Origin of the sequence: Arthrobacter sp. StoSoilB5, from assembly GCF_019977235.1 — a bacterium.
GTDB lineage: Bacteria > Actinomycetota > Actinomycetes > Actinomycetales > Micrococcaceae > Arthrobacter.
The window spans coordinates 2,263,659-2,287,045 of record NZ_AP024646.1 but is presented as its reverse complement, the minus strand read 5'-3'; the positions used below and the strand labels follow the sequence as shown (position 1 = coordinate 2,287,045).

Sequence of the window (23,387 nt, the reverse complement as noted above, 5' to 3'; positions counted from 1 at the left end):
CGAGGCTGTGCCGGGATGAACGTGTCTCCGCTTAACCAAAACAATGTCTTGAGACGGCGTCGCGCTGAATCAGTCTTGGCTGCCAACGTTGCCTGAAAGCAAACGGCTCATCCCGCGGAGCCCGATCACTAGCGAACACTGATTCCCGTCCAGCAGTTCTCCCTCGGCAGCAGATCCGGCGAGAGCCGTGAATGACAATTCATAGTCGACGTGGATCCCTAAATCAGGACCTACCGTAAGCCTCGTACCAATCGCAATGTTGCCTTCAGTCGAGGTCTTCCTAGGTTGACGGGAAAAAAGAATATAAAGTACAGGGAGGAAGTCAATGAAGAAACAATCCGTGGCCGCACTTTTATTAGCAATCTTGGGTACTCTTACACCAGCCCTCAGTTTCCCCACAGCAGCAAACGCAGCAGCCGCATCAACTGTCATTAACCAAAATCAGCCCACTGTGAGCGTCGAAAAATGGAGAACACAAGACATATCGTTCACCAGCTCCTTAACCACGCAGCTGCTGGCTGGAAGTCCGAGCACATTTGAAAGCAGTTCCGTGCCGGCAGGCTGGAGCGCCTTTGCGGGAGGAACAGTTTCGACGTCGACGGCTGTCGCTCACAGCGGTTCTTCCTCGTTGAAGCTCGCGGACCGATCACAATCTTATTTTTCGCCTCAACTTAATATTTACAATACGTTGAAAGCGCGGGGCCCGGGAAAATACAACTTCAGCTTGTGGGTTTATGTCGACTCCCTCAACGCCAGCCCAAGCAACGGCAGAATACTGATTCGCGGCAATAGTAGTGATCAGTACTCTTTCTTTACTCCAGGACAGAGCTACGGAACGGCAAGCGACACTACTAGTACGGCCGTCAACAGTTGGACCAAATACAGCGGCAGCGTCGTCGCCACCGAAGCTGACTTGGCGAACGCAACCGGAACCATGAATCTGATGATCGACACGCTCCCGGGACTCGCGAGTCAAAATTTGTACATCGACGATGTTCAGGTTAGCAAGGATTACTATCTCTCTCCCTTCGATGATGTAACCGTGGACGTCACCTTCACTGGCCCTGACAATGCAACTATGGTCATACCTGCATTCTGGGATGGAGGTGACACCTGGAAGGTTCGTTTTGCTCCTAATCAAACCGGCATCTGGAGCTACGCGACAACCTCCTCCAACACTGCAGACGCCGGCCTTCATAACCAAACCGGCACGATCAACTGCGTTCCTTACACCGGTAACCTTGCGATTTATCAGAAGGGATTTGTGAAAACGAGCCCAAACACCCGTTATTTTGTTTATGACGATGGAACGCCCTTCTTTTACATGGGCGATACCCATTGGAGCATGCCCCAAGAGCCCTATGACGAAATGTTCCGCCCCCTGGTAGATGATCGCGTCGCCAAGGGATTCACCGTTTATCAATCAGAACCCCTTGGAAGCGGATACGACCTTTCGAATGGAGTCAACGAAACGGACGTTGCCAAATTCAAGAACATCGATAGCCGCTTTCAGTACATCGCAAACGCCGGACTGGTTCATACAAATTCCAGCCTCTTCTTTGCGAAGGAATTCAAGATAAACCCGAACTATACGGCAGATTACCGCAAGAAGCTTGCTCGATACTGGGTCGCCCGCTATGCCGCGTACCCCGTAATGTGGACCACAGCCCAGGAAAGTGACAAAAACTTCTACGGCGCATACGACACCGCAAGCAACCCGTGGAAGGACATTTTTAACGCGACCCACCAGTATGATCCATATCAGCACCCCCTGACCGTCCACCAGGAGAACACGGGATCAGTCAGGGCTGCAGACTCCGCCTTCAAGGACCTCCCCGGCTACAGCTGGTTCGCCGCGCAGTGGGCACCCCGAACAAACGGCCAGTTGGACTTTGACACCGTCAAAGACTATTGGAACAACAGCAGCGGTCGTCCAGCACTGAACTACGAAGGCTTCTACGAAAATCTGTGGACCAACGAATTTGGAGCCCGCGTTCAAGGATGGTCAGCCTATCTAAATGGCATGTACGGGCAGGGTTACGGTGCGCAGGACATCTGGTTGAACAACAGCACCTACGACGAGAACCGGGACACAGTCGTCTTCGGGAATACCATCACCACGGCAATGAAACAGGTAACCTGGCAAACAAGCAAAGACTTCAGTACGGCGACCCAATTGGGTACCTATATGAAGAGCTTCTTCACCAGCATGGACTGGTCAAAACTCACGCCCCGCTTTGACGACACCTCCTGGTTCGAAAACAACGGTTCGTACTATTCCGTGGCCAGTGATGAAAACGACACCTATGTTGCCTATTTCTACAACCCAACTTCCAACACAGGCACCCTGAAGGGCCTGGACAGCGTTCCCTACCACGCGAAATGGTTCAATCCACGAAGTGGAACGTACACGGACATAGGAGATGTCACTCCATCAGCGGGTCAATGGGCGATACCGGCCAAGCCGGACTCGAACGACTGGGCCCTGGTCGTTGGCAAGGCTCCAGTGACCACGGCAGCGCTGAATCCAGCGTCGGCTGACGGTGACAACGGCTGGTACGTGCAACCGGTCAGCCTCACGTTGAGTGCATCCGCCAATAAAGCAGGGGTCGCCAAGACCGAGTACAGCGTAGATGGAGGAAATTCGTGGGAGACCTACGGTAACCCGGTGACCTTCAGCCGCGACGGAGATTACACTGTCAGCTACCGCTCGACTGACCACTCCGGCAATGTCGAACCTGCCAAGTTAGTCAACTTCAGGGTTGACGGAACCGCCCCGACCATTTTGATATCAGGGATTGCCGAAGACGCGTACAGCAACTCCGTGGATGTTACTCCAACCTTGTCGCTCGGCGATGACCTGTCTGGCATTGACAGCAATAAAACAACCCTGGCGCTCAGCACGGGCGGCGTTACTCGAAACATCGAGGCGAACACAGGTCTGGCGCTGTACACGCTTCCCCTCGGGACTCACACCCTGACTGCAACGGCAACGGACATGGCAGGAAACATTGGCAGCCGAACACTCAATTTCGAGACAACAGCCACCACCCAATCCCTTAAGGCTCTCGTTACCCGCTTTAGGGACTCAGGATGGATCAGCGACCCCGGGATTAGCAATGCGCTTCAAAGCAAACTCATCGCAAATGACCTGCCGAGTTTCGTGGGCCTTGTGCAGGCACAGAGGGGACAACATATAGCAACCCAGGCTGCCGACTTCCTGCTGCGGGACGCCGAATATGTGCTAGCTAACTGACGTCTTTCAAGACGGTCCAGGCGTAACCAAAGCCAAGCATGCCTTGAGAAATCCGCAGCATCTGGACACTTGATATTGATGGCCTGAGCCGGTGTGAATGACCGGGTCAGGCCATCAATATCCGCTCACCCCTTCTCGCTACCTACCGGAAATGGCTGATCGACCAAGCAACCCAAAACGCAAATTGACACCAATAGGAGCATCCCGGGACGGTTCACTGTGAAAAGGTCAACCCGGTCAATTTTGTTTCACTTTCGCGCAATTTGACACATTCTATTGGCTCAAATTGCCAACTAGTGTGGGACTCTGCAGCTGGATTCGCCCCTACCGCGGTGAAGTTTTCGATAATGGGCACGATGTGATCTCCGTTTGCCTTGATGGACAACCGATAGAGGGGCGTACTCCCCGCATTAGGCAGACACCGGGACCAGCACGTTATGTATCCCCCGGTTTAGAGACCGCCGGTGACCCACGCGGTGGAACCAGCCACTGTCGAGACTTTCCCCTGGCTAAACCCTGCGTGCCAGGAACATGCCTGTGCATGCGGAACAAACCCGAATCTAAGGAGAAGAAAATTACCGTGCTCAACACCATAAATCAGGTGTCGTCGTTCGAGATCCTCGGGCCCGATCAGACTCGACGGGTCGGCACAGTGAGTGGCCATCACACGATCCTGCCAGCAGACGGTGCGGAACCGGGCATTGTCCGATACGACGTCGAGGCGACAGGTGCTGTTGTTATCGAGTGGTGGTGGCCGGCGTCTGAGGCAGTGACAGTATGGCAGCCTGTGCACACCTCCGCCCGCGATCTGCCGCCCGATTGGGGCTCACATTCCCGCCGGAATGTTCGATCAGCAAAGTCTGCACCCGTCGCGGCACTTGTCGACGCCTGTGATCGCAGTCCACTGGTGGTTGGGCTGTCGTCGCATGTGCGAGGCTGTGACTTTACCCTGGGCGTCGACGAGGAAAACGGCGAGTACCACATACGCATAGTGGTGAGCGACGTCGCGTCCTCGACCGAAGCTCGACGATTTACGTTGCGGATAGACCTCCGAGGGCTCCACTTTGCCGAGGCGTTACGCGCTGTGACGGCTGACTGGGCAAGTGAGCTCGGTGACCAGATCCTGCCGGTTCCGCGGCTGGCTCGGCAGGCGATGTACTCCACGTGGTACAGCGACCATCAGCAGATTTCGGCCGACACTGTGGAGCACCATGCATTGACCAGCGCGCCATATGGGTGCCGCGCCATTATCGTTGATGGAGGGTGGCAGAACAGCGACGTCAACGGAGAATACGACAATATCGTAGACGCCTATTACGCGTCGTGTGGCGACTGGGAACCTGATGCAGACCGGTTTCCTGACATGACCGCCCATGTGCAGCGCGTCCACGATCTGGGGCTCCAGTACGTGCTGTGGGTCGCACCTCCATTCGTCGGGGATCAATCACGTGTGTGGGATCGGTTCAAGGACAAGACTCTGGATCGTGTTGAAGGTGATCGTTTTGCCGTTCTGGATCCGCGCTATCCCGAAGTTCGCGAACACATCGTCGAAGCCTGCATCCGGCCAGTGCGCGACTGGAATGTCGATGGGCTGAAGATTGACTTCATTGACCAATGGGCTCGTTCGAGTGGCCCGGCCGGTTTAGGTAGTGACAGTGAGACGGTTGACGAGGGCGTGGAAAAGGTACTTCAGGCGATTACCGACCTGATGCGCCAGCTCCGAGATGAAGTGCTTATCGAATTTCGGCAGGACTATGTGCACCCCCGGCTGTGGCAATTCGGCACCTTCGTCAGAGCCAACGACTGCCCAATGGATGCTATCGAGAATCGAGTCCGGACGATCGATGCCCGCCTGCTGGCCGGCGACCGTGCAGTGCACTCGGACATGATGATGTGGCATCGAGATGCGCCTGCTGAGGTTGTAGCGAGCCACTTCATTAATACGTTGTTTGCCGCACCGCAGGTGTCGATTGACCTGGACAAAGCGTCGGCCGAACAAAAGCGCGCCGTAGGTTTTTGGCTGAAATTTCTTCGTGATCATGCTGACGTCCTATTAGGCGGCAGGCTCACGCCGTCGAGGCCGGACGCCCGCTACACTCAGGTCCGCGCCGAGAATGAATACGAGACAGTAGTGGCGGTGTACACCGACCCTGTGGTGCACGTGCAGGGGGTCGATCGGCCGGTCATCGTGGTCAACGGAAGCGGACAATCACGTGTTCTCATCGAGGGTGCCGGTCCTGACCCGGTCAACCTCGTGCTGTACGACTGCACCGGGACCGAGATCCGACACGATACTATGGTCCGCCCCGACGTATGGCCGATCAACGTCCCCCCCTCCGGTCTGGTTCGGATCGAGCGTGCCTGACGCGCACACGCGATTCCGCTCCGAGCAAATCGTTGCAACTTCTTCGTGGCGAGATTCGCCCGGGTCTATTACCTGTGCCCGCTTCTTTTCGTAGTAGTGCTGATCCGTCTCAGCTGGTCGTGGTCTTCGAGCGGCCGAGGATCGCCGTCGGAAATATCCGCCAGCCAGACCCCCGATTGCACAGGCGATTGGGGTACTGGAGTGTTTGCGCAGTTCAGGCAAGGGTCGTCTCCCGAAATGGGGCACTATCGGGTAGCCTTCTGGGGTGTCTGCGCATATCCGCAAGGTGAACACCGTCTCGGGCGCCACCGCGGTTCAGATCGTGGAGAAGCGTTCCGGGGTCCGCCGGATCCTTGAGCATCTCGGCTCGGCCCACGACGACGCTGGGGTGGCAGCCTTGGTGCGCCGGACAGGAGCACCTGAATGCCGAAGATCAGGCCTTTGAGTTCGACCTCTCCCGGGCCGGCGCAGAATCCGTGCCTCCGGCGCACTCTGCGGTGGTTGCCGGCTCACAGTGCGAGGTGCTCTGGGAGGTCCTGGCGGAAGCCGCCTACTCCCGGGCTGAGATTCGACGTCCTCGGGGACGAGGCGTTCGCCGCGATGGTGTTCGCCCGGCTCGTGGAACCAGCCTCGAAAGCCGCCACGGTCGGGATTCTCGAGGATCTCGGCGTGGCTACCCCGCACCGGGATTGCCTGTCTCCAACGTGGGGATGTGCCGCTGGCCACCTGGGTAGGCCAGGCATTCGGCTGGTGCCTGCTGTTTGTCCTCGTGGGAGCCTTTGGCCTTCTGACGTTGGCGCTGCTGTGAGGTTTGTGCCGTTCCAGGCAGCACACCCCGATGCCAGCATCCGGCCCGAGCTCGGGTGCTGAAGCGGCTGCAGGTCTGGCTTGCCATCTTGATCGGAATTCTTGGCTGCGACGGCTTTTTCGCCACCTACACCTACATCGCCCACACCATGACCTAGGTGGCCAGCAACCCCTCCTCCTCAACCCTGCCGCGCTGAAAGTGGCCAACGCGCTCGCTCCTTCCTGGCGGCGTGGTGATCGCAAGCCCGGGTTACGTTGCCCCTGCCCTGGTGGGAGCCGTCCTGGCCATCCTTGGCCTGGGCGTGGCCATGGTCAGCGGCCTGATGGTTGGTAGAGCATGAAGGTTCGTGCAGCAGGTGCCCGGTGTCAGGCTTTGGCGTTGCGCTCCGCAGTATTGCCGGCCGCTGCTTCCGACGGCGCCACGTCCGTGGCGTCCGTCCGGCGAAGGTCCGGTTCCAGATAGAGGGTCTTCAGGTGGATGACGCGCGTGCCGCCATCCTCGATGGCGTGGTGATCTTGTCGCGGTCGTCCTTGGAGGCGGGTTCACCCAACAGCACCGATTTGGGTTCGAGGGCCAGAACGACAGCGATCAGCACCAGCAGGATGCCTATCATCCCGGTGCCGACGGCATCCTACACGCCGTTGCCGGTGAGGAGGGTTAGGGCGTGTCTCCTTATTGGCGTAGCCAGATGACGACGGCATAAACGACGACGTCGGCGCGGTAGGTCAGTGCGAGCTTGTCTTAGCGGGTCGCGATCCCGCGCCATTGTTTGAAAAGGCTGAAGGACCTTGCGACAGTGTTGCGGCTTATGTAGGTTTCGGAGTCGAAGTTCACGGGGCGCCCGCCACGTGAACCACGGCGTTTGCGGAGCCCGATCTGGTCAGAGGGCTCGGGGATGACGGTTTTGATGCCGCGGCCTCGCAGCAGCGACCGATTCGCGCGGGATGAGTACGCCTTGTCACCCATCACGGTATCCGGCCGGGTTCTGGCGCGGCCGCCGCCGAGGTGGGGCACGCGTACTGCTTCCATGACGACGGGGAACATGGGCGAGTCGCCGCCTGTCCGGGGCCAAGAATCATTGCCAGCGGGCGGCCGTTACCGTCGCAGACGTGGTGGATCTTGGTGCTCAGCCCGCCGCGGGAACGGCCGATCGCATGGTCAGGCGGTTCAGCAAACAGTTTCTTGTAATTCGGGAGTTCCCCCTGTGTTTCGGGGAAGGTTCGTCCCGTGCTGGTTGGCTCGGTTGATGGTCGAGTCCACCGACACGGTCCAGCCGATCATCCCGGCCGCGTCCGCTTCGGCCAGAAGCCGTGAGCGGATCCTGTCCCACGTGCCGTCGGAGGCGAAACGGCGGTGCCGCTTCCATACGGTCTGCCACGGACCGAACTCCGCCGGCAGATCCCGCCAGGCAATACCGCAGCGATACCGGTAAATGATTCCTTCTACGACTTGGCGATGGCCACGAAACGGGCGGCCGCGCCGCCCCTCTGAACTTGGCAGAAGTGGCTCGATCTGTGACTACTGATCATCACTCAAAACAGATGTTCTCGACACCGTTCAAGCATTCCAGCCAGCAAGCCGCCGATTTAGGAGACACGCCCTAGTAATACTTTGTTAGGTTGGTGGCGCGTGTTGGCAGTAGGGGCAGCGGGCGAGCTGTCGGATGAGGATCCGCTGGAGTTCTTTGAGGACCCCGTAGAGGCTCAGGCTGCCCCTGCTGCTTTTGGTGTGGCGAGGCGTTTCCGTGTGATGAACAGGTGCGCCGCTGACACGAGGGTGACGTAGTGGTGGAAGCCCGGGAAGGACCGTCCCTCGAAGTGGGAGAGGCCGAGCCCGGTTTTCAGTTCGCGGTGGTCGTGTTCGATGCGCCATCGGATTTTTGCCAGCCTGACAGGGTCCTGGCCGGCGTGTCGGCGGGCAGGTCGGAGAGCCAGTAGTCGGTGGGTTCCTTGGCGCCGGGTGGCCATTCGGCGATCAGCCAGGCCTCGGGCAGCGATCCGTCTTGTCCCGGAGCGATGTGCCGGCTGGCGGGCCTGACGCGCAGGGCCAGGAAGCGGGATTTCATGGCGGCGGTCTTGTTCCCGCGACCGGTTTTGGTGCCAGGCCGGCCGGGTCCTGTCGGTAGCGGGGCACGCTGGGCCGGCCCCTGGGGCTGGTGCGTTCGGCGAGTTCGGGAACGGCATCGGCCGGGTAGGCGCTGGTGGATGCCTTGACCGCCATCACCCACGGAATGGACCTCCGGGTCAGCTCGAGCCGGAACAACGCGTTGTCCCCGTACCCGGCGTCGGCAACCGCGACCGGGCACTTGCGTCCCCAATGGGCGAGTTCATCGCTCATCTCCAGCGCCAGCTCCCATTGGGGCCGGTTCCGCACGTAATCCGGGATCCTCGCCTTCATCCTGCGGGCGGCGACGGCTTCGGCGTGCTCGTTGGTGTCCGCACAGGTGTCGTCCCAGGCCTCGGGCACGAACAAGCGCCAGTTCACCGGGGCCGAAGCCTGGTCGCTGACCATGTGCACGGTCGCGGCAACCTGGCAGTTGCCGATCTTGCCCAGCGTGCCCGAGTACGGGCGCGCCACACACGCCGAGGCCGCCCCGTCCTTCTTGAAGCCGGTATCGTCGATAACCCACGCCTCCGGGGCGATGGCTTCCTCAGCCAGGGTGGCCAGGCGGCGGCGGACCGGTTCGACCTTCCACGGCGAGGACGAGACGAACTGCTGCAGCTGCTGGTGGTCCACATCCAGGCGCTCGTCCATCGGCTGCATCGACTTGCGCCGTCCCTCCAGCATCAACCCCTGCAGATACAGCCGGCCCTTGGCACGCTGGTCTTTCCGGCCCAACGACGCAAACACTTGCCCGACGAAGTCCTCCAGCTCGACCCGCAGTGATGTGTCTTCCATGCCCACGAAACGAAATTAGCAGGTCAGGTCGGCGATCAAAAAGCCCTTCGCCGAAAAACCTAACAAAGTACTACCAGGCCGTGCCTCCACCCCGCCAACGTGGGCTCCAATACTTGACTGGTATCGGCACCGCTCGTCTGCTCACGACGAGCCCGGCAAGGCAAGATCGGCCAGGTCGTCGACGCCCCTCCAATCGTCGGCTCGTTCTGTGCCTACGGGGCCGGCCAGGCTGGAAGGGTGAATTGGGTCGGTTTGCCTTGGTGCCAGGCAACCGTGATCCGATGGCCGCCCTCGGTAAGGGGCTCGGCTGTCACACGTGGAGCCGGCTCGTCAACCTTCCCGCGGGACAATGTTACCGTCGCCACAATGACCTGACCTGGCGTGACGGTGCCGGTGGCGAGCCAGGGAATCGCGACGAACTCCCCCAGCGGGCTTGCGTCCTTTTCGACGACTATGCCCGCCTTGGTGAGCCCGGCAACATCCCTGAGGGCCGAGACCAGATCCTGGCTTGATGCCTCCGCAAATGGGTGCAAATCCTCGCCGCCCGTGCCGGTCCGCGGCGGCTCCGGGGACGCCACTGGCCAGCCACCGAAGCGCAGCGCGACAGCGTCCGTGGGCCCGTCCACACGTGCCAGACGTACTTCGACACCATCGCGCACCGCCGAGGCCACAGTAACGACTGGCCCGGGGGTCATGATCCCGGACTGATACGTCCCGAAGTTGGCCGCAGCGTCTCCGTCAGATTCGATCCAGCGCACCCGGCCCTGTGACGCGCCTACGAGCACTCCGTCTTCCAGTTCCCGCGTGAATAGGTTGTCAAACCCAGTTCTGTGGCTTGCAAGGCCATCCCTGTCCAGGAGGACCACTGCATTGTCCAGCGGGTTATGGGCGGCAGGACCGGCCAATGGTGGGACAGTGGCGGTTGAGTAGCCGTACCGCGCATACACGGGCGCGTCGGCGATCTCAGCCCCCGGTTCCGAGTGATCGCTGCCGTGGTTTACGACAGTCACAAATCCGTCTTTCTTCCGCCCGGAGACCAACCACCCAGGGGCTTCGATCACGCATGACACGTTCCCTGCCTCTACCGGAAGCGGCTGCTCCACCGAGGTCCAAACCGCGTGGTCCTGCGGCAAGAGCAACCCCAAAGCAGCCTTGGACGCCCAGTACGGCGAGCCGGGCCCCGAGTAGGTCTGACGCATTGCGGGCCACGCGCCGTGCCAACCGAGACTGAGCACACCGTTACCTTCGAACGCGCCACGGTTCTCGAAATGGGTCACGATTCCGCTGGCGGCCCTCCGGAGGAGGCCGGGATCATGGTTCCCGGCACCGGTCAGCGCGGCCACCCATAGCGGGGCGGCAGTGGCGAAGCGGTACACCAGGCTTCTGCCCTGCACCAGCGGCGAACCGTCCGCACCGGTCAGCCGCAGCACGTCGTCCGTGTAGCGCCCTAGGTCGATGTTCCACTGCTCGCGCAGCGACGTCGAGCACAGTGAATCCGGAACATCGAACAGGTGCGTCCAGAGCAGAGGGTAGGTATGCAGCATCCAGCCCACATAATGGTCGTAGTGTCGCCCCGGACCGTCGCTGAGCCAGCCGTTCCGTCTCCGCATCCAGGCGTGGATGGCCAGGTCTTCTTCGATATCCGTGGCCGACCAGGGGCCACCGTTCTCACGGAGGAAAGACTCAACGATGATTCGGAACCACACCCAGTTGGACGGCGGATACCAAGTGCCCATAATACCGGAGAGCCAGTTCACCGTGTTCTCTCGGACGCGGTCATCAAGCCGGTCCCACAGCCAAGGCCGCGTCATTTGAAGGCCCAGCACCAGCGAGGCGGCCTCCACCTTCGTCTGCAGGAGTTCTTCCGGGCGAGGCCAAGCTTCGGGGGACGCCGGGTCCATGGCGGCGGCCAGACCCCGGGCGTAGCGCTCCATCAGGTTCCCGGGGTCTTCCCCGTTCCGTCCTGCTACCAATGAGGCTGCAGCAAGAAAGGGCCGGGCGAAACCCTCGATCCCGTCGGACACGGAGCCGTTGCCGCTGGCTGGGCCAGGCAAGTCGATACGAGCGCCAGACGGCGAACGGTACGGTTCCACAGCGCCCACCATGCGCTCCACGAACGCTTCCCAGTGGGCCCGGGTCCAGCCGGTGTACGGTGACTGGGCGAAGTCAGGCTCAAGGTTCATGCCTGAACCGTCAGACTTTCGCGCTGCGGGCATTGCCAAGAGATGATGAGCACCTCAACCTCGGGAAGACGGGCTCGGACTTCCGCCGACCTGAGTGCGTTCATTGGTTTATCCCTTGAAGTTTCGTTCATTGTTATTTCCTTATTTCCTTTGGAATTCTGGCACAGCGATTGCTCGCTGCCGTTGATTAGTGGGTGGCCTATCGTGCTGCCGCAATGTCCGGCGGTTCAGGGCGTGCCTCGCGCGAGACTTCCTCAATCAGGCGAAGCAGTGTCCCGGCGTCGCGAGCTAGCTGGGTCGCTGAGTCGCCGAGAACGAATTCGAACAGGACATCGTTGAGGCTGCGCTGCCCGTGCATCCGCTCCAGAACCGCGCACCACAAGTCAAATCTGTCCGCGAGCGGTCTCCGCTCGTCCGTGGGCCACCACGAAAAGGCATGCACGGCAAGCACGTTCCCGGCCAGCAGGTCCAGGCCCCTGAGCGCCTCCACATCAGGCATTCCCTGGGGTGGCTGCCAATACGTTCCCAGCCCTCTCTCACGTTCGATCTCCGACAGGAGCGCCGCAGTGGACTCGGCACGGTCAGTCAGGGTTCCGCCGTGGAACTCAAGTCCCACCAACACGTCCGCAGAAGCTGCTGTGTCGGTGAATTCCCTGGCATCGTGGACTACCCCCGCCCAGTGATGAGGCTCCGCGGCGGCCGAGCCTCGTGTGCCCGCCCAGACCCGTATCCGCGGTGCTCCCAAGGCCACGGCTGTTTCTAGCACTGCCTCCTGTTCCGACCGCGTGCTAGAGCCAAGGCGGAGGTAGGAGCCGTAAGAGGCAACTGCCAGTCCAGCATCGACTGTACGATCCTTGACCTCCTTGGCGCAGACGACGTCGCCGGCTGGCACGTGGATGTCACCGCCCCACTCAATCGCTTTCAAGTGGGCGTCGACTGCAAAGCGGATAACGTCCGCAGGAGCGTGCGAACGAAACGTCACCGAGCATAGGCCGGGGCGAATCTCCGAATTTCTAGACACCGATGGCCCTTCCGTTGGAGACGGGCCCATCAGAAACTCATCGCAGCTTGGGGCTGCTGGTGCCCCTCGAACCCTGAGTTCCCAATCGGCCTATCCCTCGCCGTGCCACTTCTCGTTCCGGGGGTCGGCGTAGTTGTTCGGAAACTAGTAGGCAGCAACTTGTAGCCCGCGCTGACTCAAACGGATGCAACATCTTTTCCCTGCTTATGTAGAGACCGGGCATTCGAGACCGATAGCTTTTTTGGTCACAATGCGATGCTATGTGAATGGAACCGAACCTACAGGGGCCTCTGTTGGGTGAAAATAGGTCAAAATTGGCGGGCCATAGAGCAAGGCACCTCGACGAGTGGGATCCGTGTTCACTCCAGACGGTTTGCCCACGCCCGATTCCCAGGCTGGGCTCCCCCGTTACGTTTTTCGTAGCCCGTTCCTGTTGCAGGATGAGGGTGTGCTGGCCTGCCGGCCCGGCATGATTGCCGCCCCCAGTCGTCAATGATCCGGGGGGTGTTGTCACCGGGGCCCGGTAGGTGCCGGAGAGACCGCTAATAGAGAGGACAGGTTGGGAACGTCGTGCGTAACGTGGATGCCGGGCGCTGACACCGCGGAGGAGGTGTTCACTACGGCTTTGAAACCCTCACCCGGGAACTGCGCACCCGGGCCTGGGACGCCGCCGGGAACCGGAGCCTGCCCTGACCGCGACAGTCGCGGACCCGCTCATCATCGACATCGACGCGACGCCGGTTACCTCACACTCTGATAAGGAAAACGTCGCCGGCACCTACAAAGCGGCTACGGATTCGCACGCTTCATCGCCAGCGTCGATTACGGCACCGGCAACGGGTCCGGGTCCGGGTCCGGGTCCGGGTCCGGGTCCGGGTCCGGGTCCGGGTCCGGGGAAATCCTCGCCGCGGTGCTGCGGTCAGGCAACGTCCGGCGCGAACAGCGCTGAGGACCACATCCGCGTCTTCCACACCGCCACCGCCCAAGTGCCCCAGAGTTTCTATTACGGAACCGGGGCCCTGGCAAGGGAGAAGTTGCTGGCCCGCACCGACGGCGCAGGGCCTCACGGAAATTCCTCTGGCACCTGCGCACCCTCGAAGTGCGGTTCGCCACCAGCTACACCCTGCCGTTCGTCAAAGCCCACATGATCGACTGGATCACCGACGAAGAGTACTGGCAGCCGGCCCTGGACCAGTCCGGGAACGACCGGAACGACGCGTGGGTCACCAACGCCACCGTGGTCATCCCGCTGAGCGATTACCCGACGGGAACGAAGCTGTTCCTGCGCGCCGAGCCGCTGCACCCCGGCGCGCAACCGACCCTGCTCGATGCCGACGGGCACCGGATCACCGCGTTCCTTACCAACTCACCACGCTGGCACGGTCCCTTCCTGGACGCCCGGCACCGCGCGCCCGGTGCGAGAACCGGATCAGGACCCTGAGGAACACCGGCATGGCAAGCTACAATTTTTCGATTTCCCCGCGAACCAGGCCTGCACCAAACATCGCCGCCTGGCCTTCAACATCGTCTCCTGCTCCAGCTCGCCGCTCTCCAGGGCGGCCACCACGCCAAACTGATCTCATAGGCCGCCGCCAGCAGCCCCGCTCCTCGGCCGCGAACACGCTGGCCCTGGACCCGCCTGCCTGCTGGCGTCGAAGACATTCGCGTCCACGGGATTACGGGGTCGGCATTCGGGCAGGAGCAGTTGCTGCAGGCATCCGGTATCTCAGCAACATCACGGCCCCCAAGGACGATTCACTGACCCTACGGATTTCTGTTCTACACGTGGAAGCCAATGGTGTTGCAGCAGTGCATCCTGCACCTGATCCGCAACAGCTTTCGCGACGGCGTCGTCAAGGCCCTCAAACCGGTGTACACGGCCCCGTCCGAGCAAGCGGCGAAGGACCGGTTCGCCGCATGATTACTGGATTCCTGGTTCTCTCCCCCCACGCGATTAACGGACTTGCCGTGAGCCCCTGGTACCGTTTCAGCCTGATACGTAGGCAATCATCGTGAAAGGCGTTTGCGCGTGACATTCAGGCCCTCGCAGGGGCGGAGTCCCTTACGATCAGCTGGGGTTGAAACACCCGGGCCGAGTGTTTATGCGCTGGCCCGTCCTGGGTCATCTCCAGCAGAATCATTTCCACGGCCGCACGGCCCAACTCTGCCTTTGGCTGTTCGACTGTACTCAGCGGCACCGGGGAACTTTGGGCAACCGGCAGATCCCCATAGCCCATCACGGCGACACTCCGAGGGACCTGCAGGCCCGCGGACATCAGCTCTGTAACCACGCCCAAGGCAAGCAAGTCGTTCGTCGCAAAGACCCCCTCGGGCAGGGCATCCCCTTGGAGAAGCGAGGCGGCTGCCTTCTTGCCCCACTCGACGTCCATATTCGGAACGTGGATTTCACGAAGCCGCTTCGGCTCAAGGCCGGCTTCGGCGTACGCGGCCAGCGCACCCTTTCGCCGGTCGATGCACTGAGCGATTGAGTCTGGTCCGTTGACCAGCACCAGGTCGGGTCCCCTTGTCGCCAGCAGATGCTGTACAGCCAAGTGGCCGCCGAGGACATCATCAATGGATACTGAGCAGCCTTCCCGGAGTGCCGCTGATCGGTCGATCAGGAGCAGCCGTACGCCGAGCTCCCGCAGTCTATTCAGCCGGGAATAGTCAGCCGTTACCGGGACTACAAGAGCCCCTGCAGTGCGGAGCTGCCCCAACATCTGCAACTGCTTAAGTTCGTGTGCTGGATCGTCCTGGCTGTTACAAAGCACCACGCCGTACCCGCGCTGGTCTGCCTCCGAAGTGACACCCGCGGCGATGGCGGCGTAAAAAGGATTGGTAATGTCAGGGACGACCAGACCCAGCAGCCGGTTGGTGCCCCGGCGCAGCGACGCAGCTGCCTCGTTGGGCACGAAATCAAGGCGGCTCATTGCTGCCAGAACTTTCTTGCGGGTGGAATCGGCGACCAGATGCGGCTTGTTAAGCGTGTTGGATACGGTGGCCGACGACACGCCAGCCACCCTGGCGATTTCCATTTGGCCGACTACAAACCGGCTTCTCTGGGGCAATCTCCTTCTCCTTCGGGATGGGCGCGGGAGCGGAACTGCTGAATGACTGCGGAGATGGTACGCAGTCCGAACTTGATACGTATTAGATATTATCGCCCCGTCCGAGGGTTTGGATGGCTCCAGTCTCTGGACTCTTGACACTTAGAATTCGGAAACATAGATTTATACGTATCAATGAATCGATTCATTGTCGCACAACCTACATTCGGCCGGTTCCCGCCGTGTAGCGCTGTATCGCGCCCGATTCCTGCGTTTCTACGCCAAGTCTGAGGAAGCTTCCATGTTTGATGATGAAGCAAACCGCACCCGAAGTGTTCTCACAGCCAAAAGGAGGCGTTCCACCCGCGTTGGCCTTGTAGCTGGCGGCCTGGCTGCGTATTGGCCTCAATTCCCGGACCTGCTCCCCCAGCTCAAGGAGTCAACAGCTTATGTTGTGGAGCGCTTCCAGGAGATGGATGTCGAGGTCCTGGATGCGGGCTTCGTTTCCAATGCGCAGGACGCGGCTGCTGCTGCTGAGCAGCTCCGCCGCGCAGACCTCGACCTCATTGTAATTTTCCTGACCACCTATCTGACGTCCTCCATGGTTCTGCCGATCGCCCAGCGCACTCAGACTCCCGTGCTACTCATCGATTTGCAGCCGACGGAAGCCATGGAGCATGCAAACTTCGATACCGGCATGTGGCTTGCTTACTGCGGGCAGTGCCCCGTCCCCGAGGTTGGCAACGTTTTCCGCCGTGCCAGCATCCCCTTCCGTTCTGTCACCGGTCACCTGAAGGACGAGAAAGCTTGGAGCCGTATCGCGTCGTGGATCAATGCCGCCCACGTCCGGGCATCTCTCCGCCATGCACGCCACGGTCTGATGGGCCACTTGTACCCGGGGATGCTCGACGTATCCACCGATCTCACCACGGTATCGACGACGTTCGGGTCGCACGTTGAGGTCCTTGAATTCGATGACTTACGTGTGCGCGTAGACCAGGTCACGGATGCTGAAATCGTGGCGCGCAAGGAACTCGCCCGGTCGATCTTCACTCTTGATGATTCCGTGAATGACGAGGATTTCTCTTGGGGCGCGAAGGTCTCCGTGGGACTGGACCGTCTCGTCGAGGATTTTGAGCTGGACACCCTCGCCTACTACCACCGCGGGCTCGACGGTGAACAACATGAACGTCTCGGCGCGGGGATGATCCTTGGCGCTTCCCTTCTGACCGCCCGGGGCATTCCGGCAGCCGGAGAGTATGAGCTGCGCACCTCCATTGCCCAGTTGGCCTCCGAAGCCCTAGGGGCCGGCGGCTCCTTCACCGAGATCCAGGCCCTGAATTTCAGGGATGGTGTTGTCGAGATGGGCCATGACGGCCCTGCTCACCTGGCCGTGAGCTCCGCCAATCCGCTGCTGCGAGGTTTGGGCATTTATCACGGCAAGCGCGGCTGGGGAGTCAGTGTCGAATTTGACGTCATGCACGGACCCGTGACGACGTTTGGCATCGGCCAAGAGCGGGACGGCTCCTACGTCTTTGTGGCCTCCGAGGGCGAAGTGAAGTCTGGTCCCCTGCTCGCCATCGGCAACACCACATCCCGTGTGGATTTCGGCATCGACCCAGGCGAATGGGTGGACAACTGGTCGCAGACCGGCATTGGCCATCATTGGGCTCTCTCCGTCGGACACCGCGCCCAGGACTTCAAAGCCGCGGCCGACCTGTTGGGGCTGCCATTCCGCCAAGTCTAGAGACCCCCGACTCGCTCCGAAAGGACCGCCGGTTACTGCCCGGTCACACAGCAGGACGCCCTATCTCTGCGCTTCGTTGGCGCACAGTTGGAGCATCTCCAGCGCCATATTCATCTGAAAGGACACCGACAATGACCTCGTCTGCCCTCCGACAGCTGTTTTCCGACCCACCCCGAACCTATGGCCCTACACCACTGTGGTGGTGGTCCGGTGGTGAAGTAACCCGCGAACGGCTTGAGTGGCAGATGCGCCGGTTTGCCGAGGGCGGCATCCACAACCTCGTCGTGATCAATCTCGCCCCAGCCGGACCCATCGTGGACGCCCAGACAGATGACCCGGTTTGGTTCAGCGAAAAGTGGTGGGACCGCTTCATCCTCACTTGCGAACTCGCCCTCGAACTTGACATGAAGATCTGGTTCTATGATCAGATTGGATTCTCCGGGGCCAACGTGCAGGGCACCATCACCCACCGACATCCAGAGGACACTGGGCGCACGCTCCGATCGCGATGGACTGGGGTGAGAGAGGGACACGTCGACGTCGCCGCGGTGGAAGAACTCATCGGCGCATACGGCAGAAGCGGTGAACGGCTGGATGTCGGCGCGGAGGGTCAAGTTACGGCCAAGGACGGTACGTCCGTGCGGATTGTGGTTGCGGTTCCGACGGCCTTCGACTATCTGAATCAGACCGCAGTCGGCCATCTGATCGACCTTATCCACGGAGAGTTCGAGCGACGAGTGCCGCAGTTCCTGGGCAATGTCATCGCCGGCAGCTTTCAGGACGAACTTCCCGCCACCAACGCCTGGACACCCTCTTTTCCGGAGGAGTTCCGAAGTCGCAAGGGGTATGACCTGCTGGACTATCTGCCCGCCCTGTTCGAAACTGGCGGCGATCAGAACGCCAAGGTGCGTGGAGACTACTACGCGGTGCGCGGTGAACTAACCGAGGAAGCACTGTTCAAGCCGCTGGGTACCTGGCACTCGGAGCGCGGGATGATGCTAGGCGCTGATCAAAGCAACCCGGCCCGGGCCGGGAACCCGACGCAGGCCACGCAGCTGTACACCGACTATTTCCGCACCCACCGCTGGTACTCCGCCGTCGGAAGCGATCACGAGGGCGATGCAAAAATCCACAGCTCCATGGCGCACTTGTACGGTCACGAACGCGTATGGATGGAGTCCTTCCATTCCAGCGGCTGGGGTGCCACTTTGGAGGATACCTATGATTGGTTGCTGCCTATGTTGCGCAGCGGGGCAAACCTCTACAACCCTCACGCGTCCTACTTCGGAACCGCAGCCGGTTGGTTCGAGTGGGCTCCGCCATCCACCGATTGGCGCCAGCCTTACTGGAAGCAGTATCCGGCCTTTTCCCGGGCGGTCGCGCGCATAGCCTCGATCATGTCCTGGGGAACTTACTGCGCCGAAGTGGCAGTGCTCCACCCCACCGCGACGGCCCAAGCGGCTCTGACCTTGGATGCTCGCATTGATCATTACGGCAACGGGCAGCTTAGTGAGGAGTTCACGGATGCCAACCGGGCCCAAGAGGAATACCTTGCACTGTGCGGAGTCAATAACTGGTTCACCACCCGGCTGGGTGCCCTGGACAGCTCCGGTATCTCATTCGACGTCATCGACGACGACTCCCTCCAGCGTAGCTCCGCCGAGAACGGTGGCCTGTCTGTAGCATCCCAGCACTATCAGGCTGTGATCGTTCCCTCGGCTGTCGTCCTTGAAGAGGAGACGGCCAGGCGGTTGAATGACCTGCTGCATGCCGGCGGCCGTGTTCTGCTGACGGGGTCCGAGCCCCGCCTCGCGGCCGGGTTCAACGGCGACGACGAGGCCGTGACCGCCCTGTGCAAGAATCCCCGGATTGAACGCCATCCAGATCCTGCATCCGCTGTCGGCGCCTTGGCAGGGCTTAAGGGTTACGCGACCAGTGAGGTCCCGCTGCTGGTCCGCCGCGACGGGTCGGACGCGGTTGCCCTGGTCACCGCCGCATTCCCGAACGCCAGTACCCACCCGTTGCGCACTTATGATGCCCCCCGGTTGTGGGAGGACTACGACTTCGACCCCTCACGCTACGCACGCACCCGCACTGTGACCATCAACGGCACCGTGACCACAGCCGAAGTGTGGAATCCGGCCACCGGTGAATCTTCGGCAGTGCCGGTTCAAGTCCTGGACAGCACTTCTCGCATCGAGGTCCCCCTTTGCGGTGCCCCGGCCGTTATCCTCACCTGGTCAGAAGGAGATGAGCCCTGTACGGCCGACCTAGAAGGCCCTCCTGAAAGTCGCACCTTTGATGTTGGTGAGGGGTGGACCGGGACGCTGGTGCCCACCATGGCCAATGATTGGGGTGACTTTGCCGAACCGGCCAGCAGCTCTGTGGACGATCTCCAGCTCTGGAAGATGCAGTGGTCACAGGACGGGGGTACCACATGGTCCCCCGCCAAGGTAACCTACGGCAACCGCGTTACCTCATTCGGCGCGGTCCCCACTGCCGATGCCCCGGAGCCATTGGCTGAGTCAGCGGTGGACGCCGTCCTGGCGGGCGAAGTGGAACTGGCCGGGCCAGGTTGGGACGTCCATGAGTATTCGGCCAGCCGGGGACTGGAAAACCCCGGCCCCAGCACCTTGGGCAACAAGGGCCTCGTTACTGAGGAATTCATCCGTGTAGCCTCTCCCGGGCCGGGCGAAATCGCCCGCATCCGTACCATCGTGAGAGTCCCGCAGTTAGGACCCGCCGAACTGGTCCTTGGCGCGGGCGCGGCCAAACGTGCCTGGTGGAACGGCAGGGAGGTAGGAACGGACAGTGGCAGATACCTCTTCAAGGCGCCGGTCGAAGTGGCCAGAGAACTGAATGTGCTTGAGTATGAACTCGGTCAAGACGAGAACATCCACGGACCCGCCCTGCTCAGCGGGGCGCCTCCTCTCGGCAGCTTCTTCACACTCACCGCCCCTGGCACCTTTGGATCGCGGCCGGAATTCATGTCCGTCCCGCCGGCCCTTGAACCGAATGGCCGCGTATCCTACCGTGGCCGGATCAAGCTTCCCTCTCAGGCCCGGCACGCCACCTTGGTGGTCGGCGCCGCCACCGGAGCAAGCGTGCTGGTCGATGGCAAGACCTTCGCACGGCAGGAAAAAGTGGAATACTACGAGTCGGACTGGGGCGCCAACCCGATGTTCTTCTCGCACGATGTCACCGCACTCATGACTGCCGGCGAGCACAGCATCGAGATCGTCGCCGACGGTACCGACGCCCGCGACGTGGTCTACGTGGACCTAGCTGCCCACCATGGCGAGAAGGAAGTCTCCACCCTTGTCAGCGGCTCCGGCTGGACAGCGCAAACCGGCGGCGTAGTGGGCGCCACCGTGGAACATCGAGGGCATTGGTCGGAGCTTCTGTCGGCGCACGCCGCCCGCCGGCCCCATCCCCTGCCATTCGCTGACTGGCTCAACGGCGCACCCGATGACGGCGAACCCGTCATCCCCAGCCAGGCCACCACAGACATGACCCCTCGGCCGCAACTGTTCCGCATCCCGATGCCGGCCGGCACCGCGTCAGCGTTCCTACCCTTGGCGCTGCCGGCGGTGGCAGAGATCAACGGCGCGGACGTAAAGATCACCAGCGGCCGAGTCTCTTTCGACCCTCCGCTGCAGAGAGCCGCGGATCTTTTCATTACGACCAGCCCGACCGCCCTGCTGCGGGGAGGCTCTGCATGGACCGGCCCCGTTGTAGCGGACGTCACCCCAATATCCTTAGCCTTCGGAGACCTGCGTAACCTCGGACTCGGCGCTTGGAGCGGCGGACTGTCCTATCGCCGGATCATCGACGTCGGAACCCAGATACCCGCAATCCTTGACCTCGGGCGGGTGCGGGGCTCGGTCGAGGTCACGGTCAATGACAGCGTCGTAGGGCAAGCGTTCTGCGCGCCGTTCCGCTTCGACCTGGGGGTCTTGGACGGCCCAGCCGACGTGACGGTGACTGTGTACAACACCCTCGCGCACTTCCTTGAGGAATCGACTCCCACGTCCTGGGTCTTCCCGTCACAGCGGGCCTCGGGGATCTTCGGACCAGTGACACTGACAGTGACCGAGTAGGCCCATCCCATTACGACCACACCGTGCGGAACCGCGAAGCCGGAATCCCCGTCAACACGGGGATTCCGGCGTCTCAACTTGCATGGCTTCGGTCTCAAGGCGCCGGGAAACTTCACTTTTAGGGGCATCAACCGCCGCCGGCAGCGCCAAACGCATGCGAAGAAGCGCGACGGTGGAAATGAGGACCCACGCGATATTCGTGACCACGGACGGCCAGGCTTGGTGGAACGCGCCATTGACCATAAAGGCACAGGCGCCGAGTAGGTTTGCCGCCTGGAAGCGTCTGCCCGGCTTCAACCAATCCATCGAAACGGCCAGGTAGGCACTGAGTGTTGCGGCCGATCCTGCCCAGCCGGCGACTTCCCACAGCAGTTCCATGGTGTCCTTTCAGAACTGATTCCTAGATGTCGACTTTCCCCGGCTCCGTCTGGACAACCCGACCGGGAATCGGGCCCCGGACTTCGGGCCAACAACCGCCGCAACTCCCAGTGGTCAACTATTGGACCGTTTCACCAATCCACTGCGATGTACTTGGCCTCGGTGAACTCCAGCATGCCGTGGTGGGCGCCTTCGCGGCCCAGACCCGATTGTTTGACGCCACCGAACGGTGCCGCTGGGTCCGATACGAGGCCGCGGTTGACGGCGACCATACCGCTTTCCAGTTTCTCGGCTACCCGCAGCCCGTTAGCTAGATCACCGCTGTACACGTAGGCGCTTAGCCCGTACTCAGTGTTGTTGGCTGCGGCGATTGCATCGGCGGTGTCCTCGAACGGGATCAAGGCGGCGACCGGCCCGAAGATCTCCTCGGCGACCAGCCGGGACTCCGGTGGAACGTTGGCGAGAACCGTTGGCAGGCAATAGGAGCCGGCGCGTTCAGGAGCCGAGCCGCCGACCAGCAGTTGCGCCCCGCGGTCGCACGCGTCGTCGATGAGGTCGATGACCTTGTTCACGCTCGCATGGTCCACGAGCGGCCCGCATTGGGTCTGGTCGTCGGTGCCCGGGCCCACCACCAGGCTGGCGAACCGGTCTGCGATCATTCTGGCGAACCGGTCATGCAACGACGAGTGCACGTAAATGCGGTTGGCTGCAGTGCAGGCCTGGCCGCCGTTGCGCATCTTGGCCACCATTACGCCCTCAAGTGCCTTGTCCAGATCGGCGTCGGCCAACACGATGAATGGCGCGTTGCCACCCAGCTCCATGGAGCATTTGATCACCTGGTCGGCGGCCTCGTGCAGCAACACCCTCCCGACCTCGGTAGATCCGGTGAAGGACAACTTGCGCACCCGTGGATCGTGCAGCAGTTTGTTGATCACCTCCGAGGTGCTGCTCGTGGTGATGACATTGACCACGCCGGCCGGCACCCCGGCTTCGGCCAGGATCTCGGCGATCGCATAGGCGGTCAGCGGGGTCGCGGTAGCCGGCTTAAGGACCGTCGTGCAACCGGCGGCGAGTGCGGGGGCGATCTTGCGGGTGGCCATGGCGGCTGGGAAATTCCAGGGCGTCACCAGCAGGCATACGCCTATAGGTTGGTGCTGCACCAAGATCCGGTTCGCTCCGGCGGGAGCCAGCGAAATCTCTCCGAGGATCCGGACCGCTTCCTCGGAATACCAGCGAAAGAACTCGGCCGCGTAGCCGATCTCGCTACGGGCGTCGGCTAGCGACTTGCCGTTCTCCAACGAGATCAGCTGCGCGAGCTCCTCAGCGCGCTCGGTCATCAGCTCGAACGCACGACGCAGGATCTCGGCGCGCTGCCGCGGCGGCACCGCCGACCAGGACTCCAGTACGCCCGCGGCGGCATCGACGGCGGAGGCGGCGTCCTCGGGGGACGCATCGGCAACGGTGGTGATCACCGTGTCGTCAGACGGATTGACCACGTCGATGCGCTTGGCACGGCTGCCGGGCAGCCAGGATCCATCGATAAAAAGGTCGTTGCGGTAAAGGGTTTCGGTGATGGCCAAAAGG

Annotated in this window: 14 protein-coding genes and 2 pseudogenes; 7 read left to right on the top strand and 9 right to left on the bottom strand. The window is 61.5% G+C overall.

The annotated features are described in order from the left end of the window. The first annotated feature begins 325 nt into the window (after nucleotides 1-325). The 3 genes from LDN75_RS10365 (at nucleotide 326) to LDN75_RS10355 (ending at nucleotide 6,066) form a co-directional block, all read left to right on the top strand. Nucleotides 326-3,256 (top strand): DUF4038 domain-containing protein, encoded by a 2,931-nt coding sequence (locus LDN75_RS10365; protein WP_223937191.1) that lies wholly within the window; start codon nucleotides 326-328, stop codon nucleotides 3,254-3,256. A 541-nt stretch (nucleotides 3,257-3,797) separates the two neighbouring features. Continuing rightward, on the top strand, nucleotides 3,798-5,621 hold the full coding sequence (locus tag LDN75_RS10360; RefSeq protein ID WP_223937190.1) for a glycoside hydrolase family 36 protein: 1,824 nt from the start codon (nucleotides 3,798-3,800) through the stop codon (nucleotides 5,619-5,621). 265 nt (nucleotides 5,622-5,886) lie between these two features. Beyond that, on the top strand, nucleotides 5,887-6,066 hold the full coding sequence (locus LDN75_RS10355; protein ID WP_223937189.1) for a hypothetical protein: 180 nt from the start codon (nucleotides 5,887-5,889) through the stop codon (nucleotides 6,064-6,066). A gap of 64 nt (nucleotides 6,067-6,130) precedes the next feature. On the opposite strand, the gene LDN75_RS24140 is transcribed toward LDN75_RS10355, so the two are convergent. The 6 genes and pseudogenes from LDN75_RS24140 to LDN75_RS10325 form a co-directional block, all read right to left on the bottom strand. Next, entirely contained in the window at nucleotides 6,131-6,265 is a 135-nt protein-coding gene (locus LDN75_RS24140) for a hypothetical protein (protein WP_263422358.1), read from the bottom strand. 633 nt (nucleotides 6,266-6,898) lie between these two features. Continuing rightward, on the bottom strand, nucleotides 6,899-7,042 hold the full coding sequence (locus LDN75_RS10350; RefSeq protein WP_223937188.1) for a hypothetical protein: 144 nt from the start codon (nucleotides 7,040-7,042) through the stop codon (nucleotides 6,899-6,901). 59 nt (nucleotides 7,043-7,101) lie between these two features. Further along, nucleotides 7,102-7,941 (bottom strand): annotated as a pseudogene (locus LDN75_RS10345) (IS5 family transposase). A 191-nt stretch (nucleotides 7,942-8,132) separates the two neighbouring features. Further along, a pseudogene (locus tag LDN75_RS10335) lies at nucleotides 8,133-9,327 on the bottom strand (IS701 family transposase). 212 nt (nucleotides 9,328-9,539) lie between these two features. Then, complete coding sequence (locus LDN75_RS10330; protein WP_223937186.1) at nucleotides 9,540-11,510, bottom strand: DUF2264 domain-containing protein; 1,971 nt, start codon at nucleotides 11,508-11,510, stop codon at nucleotides 9,540-9,542. A 199-nt stretch (nucleotides 11,511-11,709) separates the two neighbouring features. After that, complete coding sequence (locus LDN75_RS10325) at nucleotides 11,710-12,492, bottom strand: TIM barrel protein (protein ID WP_223937185.1); 783 nt, start codon at nucleotides 12,490-12,492, stop codon at nucleotides 11,710-11,712. Between the two features lie 1,183 nt (nucleotides 12,493-13,675). Here LDN75_RS10325 and LDN75_RS10320 point away from each other — a divergent pair. Both LDN75_RS10320 and LDN75_RS24135 read left to right on the top strand, forming a co-directional pair. Next, nucleotides 13,676-13,972, top strand: a complete 297-nt coding sequence (locus LDN75_RS10320; protein ID WP_223937184.1) for a hypothetical protein — start codon at nucleotides 13,676-13,678, stop codon at nucleotides 13,970-13,972. Nucleotides 13,973-14,326: 354 nt separating this feature from the next. Continuing rightward, nucleotides 14,327-14,452 carry a hypothetical protein gene (locus LDN75_RS24135; protein WP_263422413.1) on the top strand — a complete coding sequence of 42 codons (126 nt, stop codon included), beginning with the start codon at nucleotides 14,327-14,329 and terminating at the stop codon, nucleotides 14,450-14,452. A 115-nt stretch (nucleotides 14,453-14,567) separates the two neighbouring features. Here the strand turns inward: LDN75_RS24135 and LDN75_RS10315 are convergent, their stop codons facing one another. Continuing rightward, nucleotides 14,568-15,599, bottom strand: a complete 1,032-nt coding sequence (locus tag LDN75_RS10315; RefSeq protein WP_223937183.1) for a LacI family DNA-binding transcriptional regulator — start codon at nucleotides 15,597-15,599, stop codon at nucleotides 14,568-14,570. 280 nt (nucleotides 15,600-15,879) lie between these two features. Here LDN75_RS10315 and LDN75_RS10310 point away from each other — a divergent pair, with 280 nt between their 5' ends. Continuing rightward, the gene (locus LDN75_RS10310; protein WP_223937182.1) at nucleotides 15,880-17,325 is read left to right on the top strand and encodes an L-fucose/L-arabinose isomerase family protein; all 1,446 of its coding nucleotides are present in this window, start codon (nucleotides 15,880-15,882) and stop codon (nucleotides 17,323-17,325) included. Between the two features lie 131 nt (nucleotides 17,326-17,456). Beyond that, nucleotides 17,457-21,425, top strand: a complete 3,969-nt coding sequence (locus tag LDN75_RS10305) for a glycosyl hydrolase (protein ID WP_223937181.1) — start codon at nucleotides 17,457-17,459, stop codon at nucleotides 21,423-21,425. A 51-nt stretch (nucleotides 21,426-21,476) separates the two neighbouring features. On the opposite strand, the gene LDN75_RS10300 is transcribed toward LDN75_RS10305, so the two are convergent. Together LDN75_RS10300 and LDN75_RS10295 are read right to left on the bottom strand one after the other, a co-directional pair. Beyond that, a complete protein-coding gene (locus LDN75_RS10300) occupies nucleotides 21,477-21,803 on the bottom strand; it encodes a hypothetical protein (RefSeq protein ID WP_346347164.1) in 327 nt (108 codons plus the stop codon). A gap of 131 nt (nucleotides 21,804-21,934) precedes the next feature. Next, a complete protein-coding gene (locus tag LDN75_RS10295; protein ID WP_223937180.1) occupies nucleotides 21,935-23,383 on the bottom strand; it encodes an NAD-dependent succinate-semialdehyde dehydrogenase in 1,449 nt (482 codons plus the stop codon). Nucleotides 23,384-23,387: the final 4 nt, after the last annotated feature.

Excerpts from the sequence above, each read along its gene's own strand:
- LDN75_RS10365 (WP_223937191.1), top strand. The coding sequence starts at position 326 with ATGAAGAAACAATCCGTGGCCGCACTTTTATTAGCAATCTTGGGTACT.
- LDN75_RS10360 (WP_223937190.1), top strand. The coding sequence starts at position 3,798 with ATGCGGAACAAACCCGAATCTAAGGAGAAGAAAATTACCGTGCTCAAC.
- LDN75_RS10350 (WP_223937188.1), bottom strand. The coding sequence starts at position 7,042 with ATGATAGGCATCCTGCTGGTGCTGATCGCTGTCGTTCTGGCCCTCGAA.
- LDN75_RS10330 (WP_223937186.1), bottom strand. The coding sequence starts at position 11,510 with ATGAACCTTGAGCCTGACTTCGCCCAGTCACCGTACACCGGCTGGACC.
- LDN75_RS10320 (WP_223937184.1), top strand. The coding sequence starts at position 13,676 with ATGATCGACTGGATCACCGACGAAGAGTACTGGCAGCCGGCCCTGGAC.
- LDN75_RS24135 (WP_263422413.1), top strand. The coding sequence starts at position 14,327 with ATGGTGTTGCAGCAGTGCATCCTGCACCTGATCCGCAACAGCTTTCGC.
- LDN75_RS10310 (WP_223937182.1), top strand. The coding sequence starts at position 15,880 with ATGTTTGATGATGAAGCAAACCGCACCCGAAGTGTTCTCACAGCCAAA.
- LDN75_RS10305 (WP_223937181.1), top strand. The coding sequence starts at position 17,457 with ATGACCTCGTCTGCCCTCCGACAGCTGTTTTCCGACCCACCCCGAACC.
- LDN75_RS10300 (WP_346347164.1), bottom strand. The coding sequence starts at position 21,803 with ATGGAACTGCTGTGGGAAGTCGCCGGCTGGGCAGGATCGGCCGCAACA.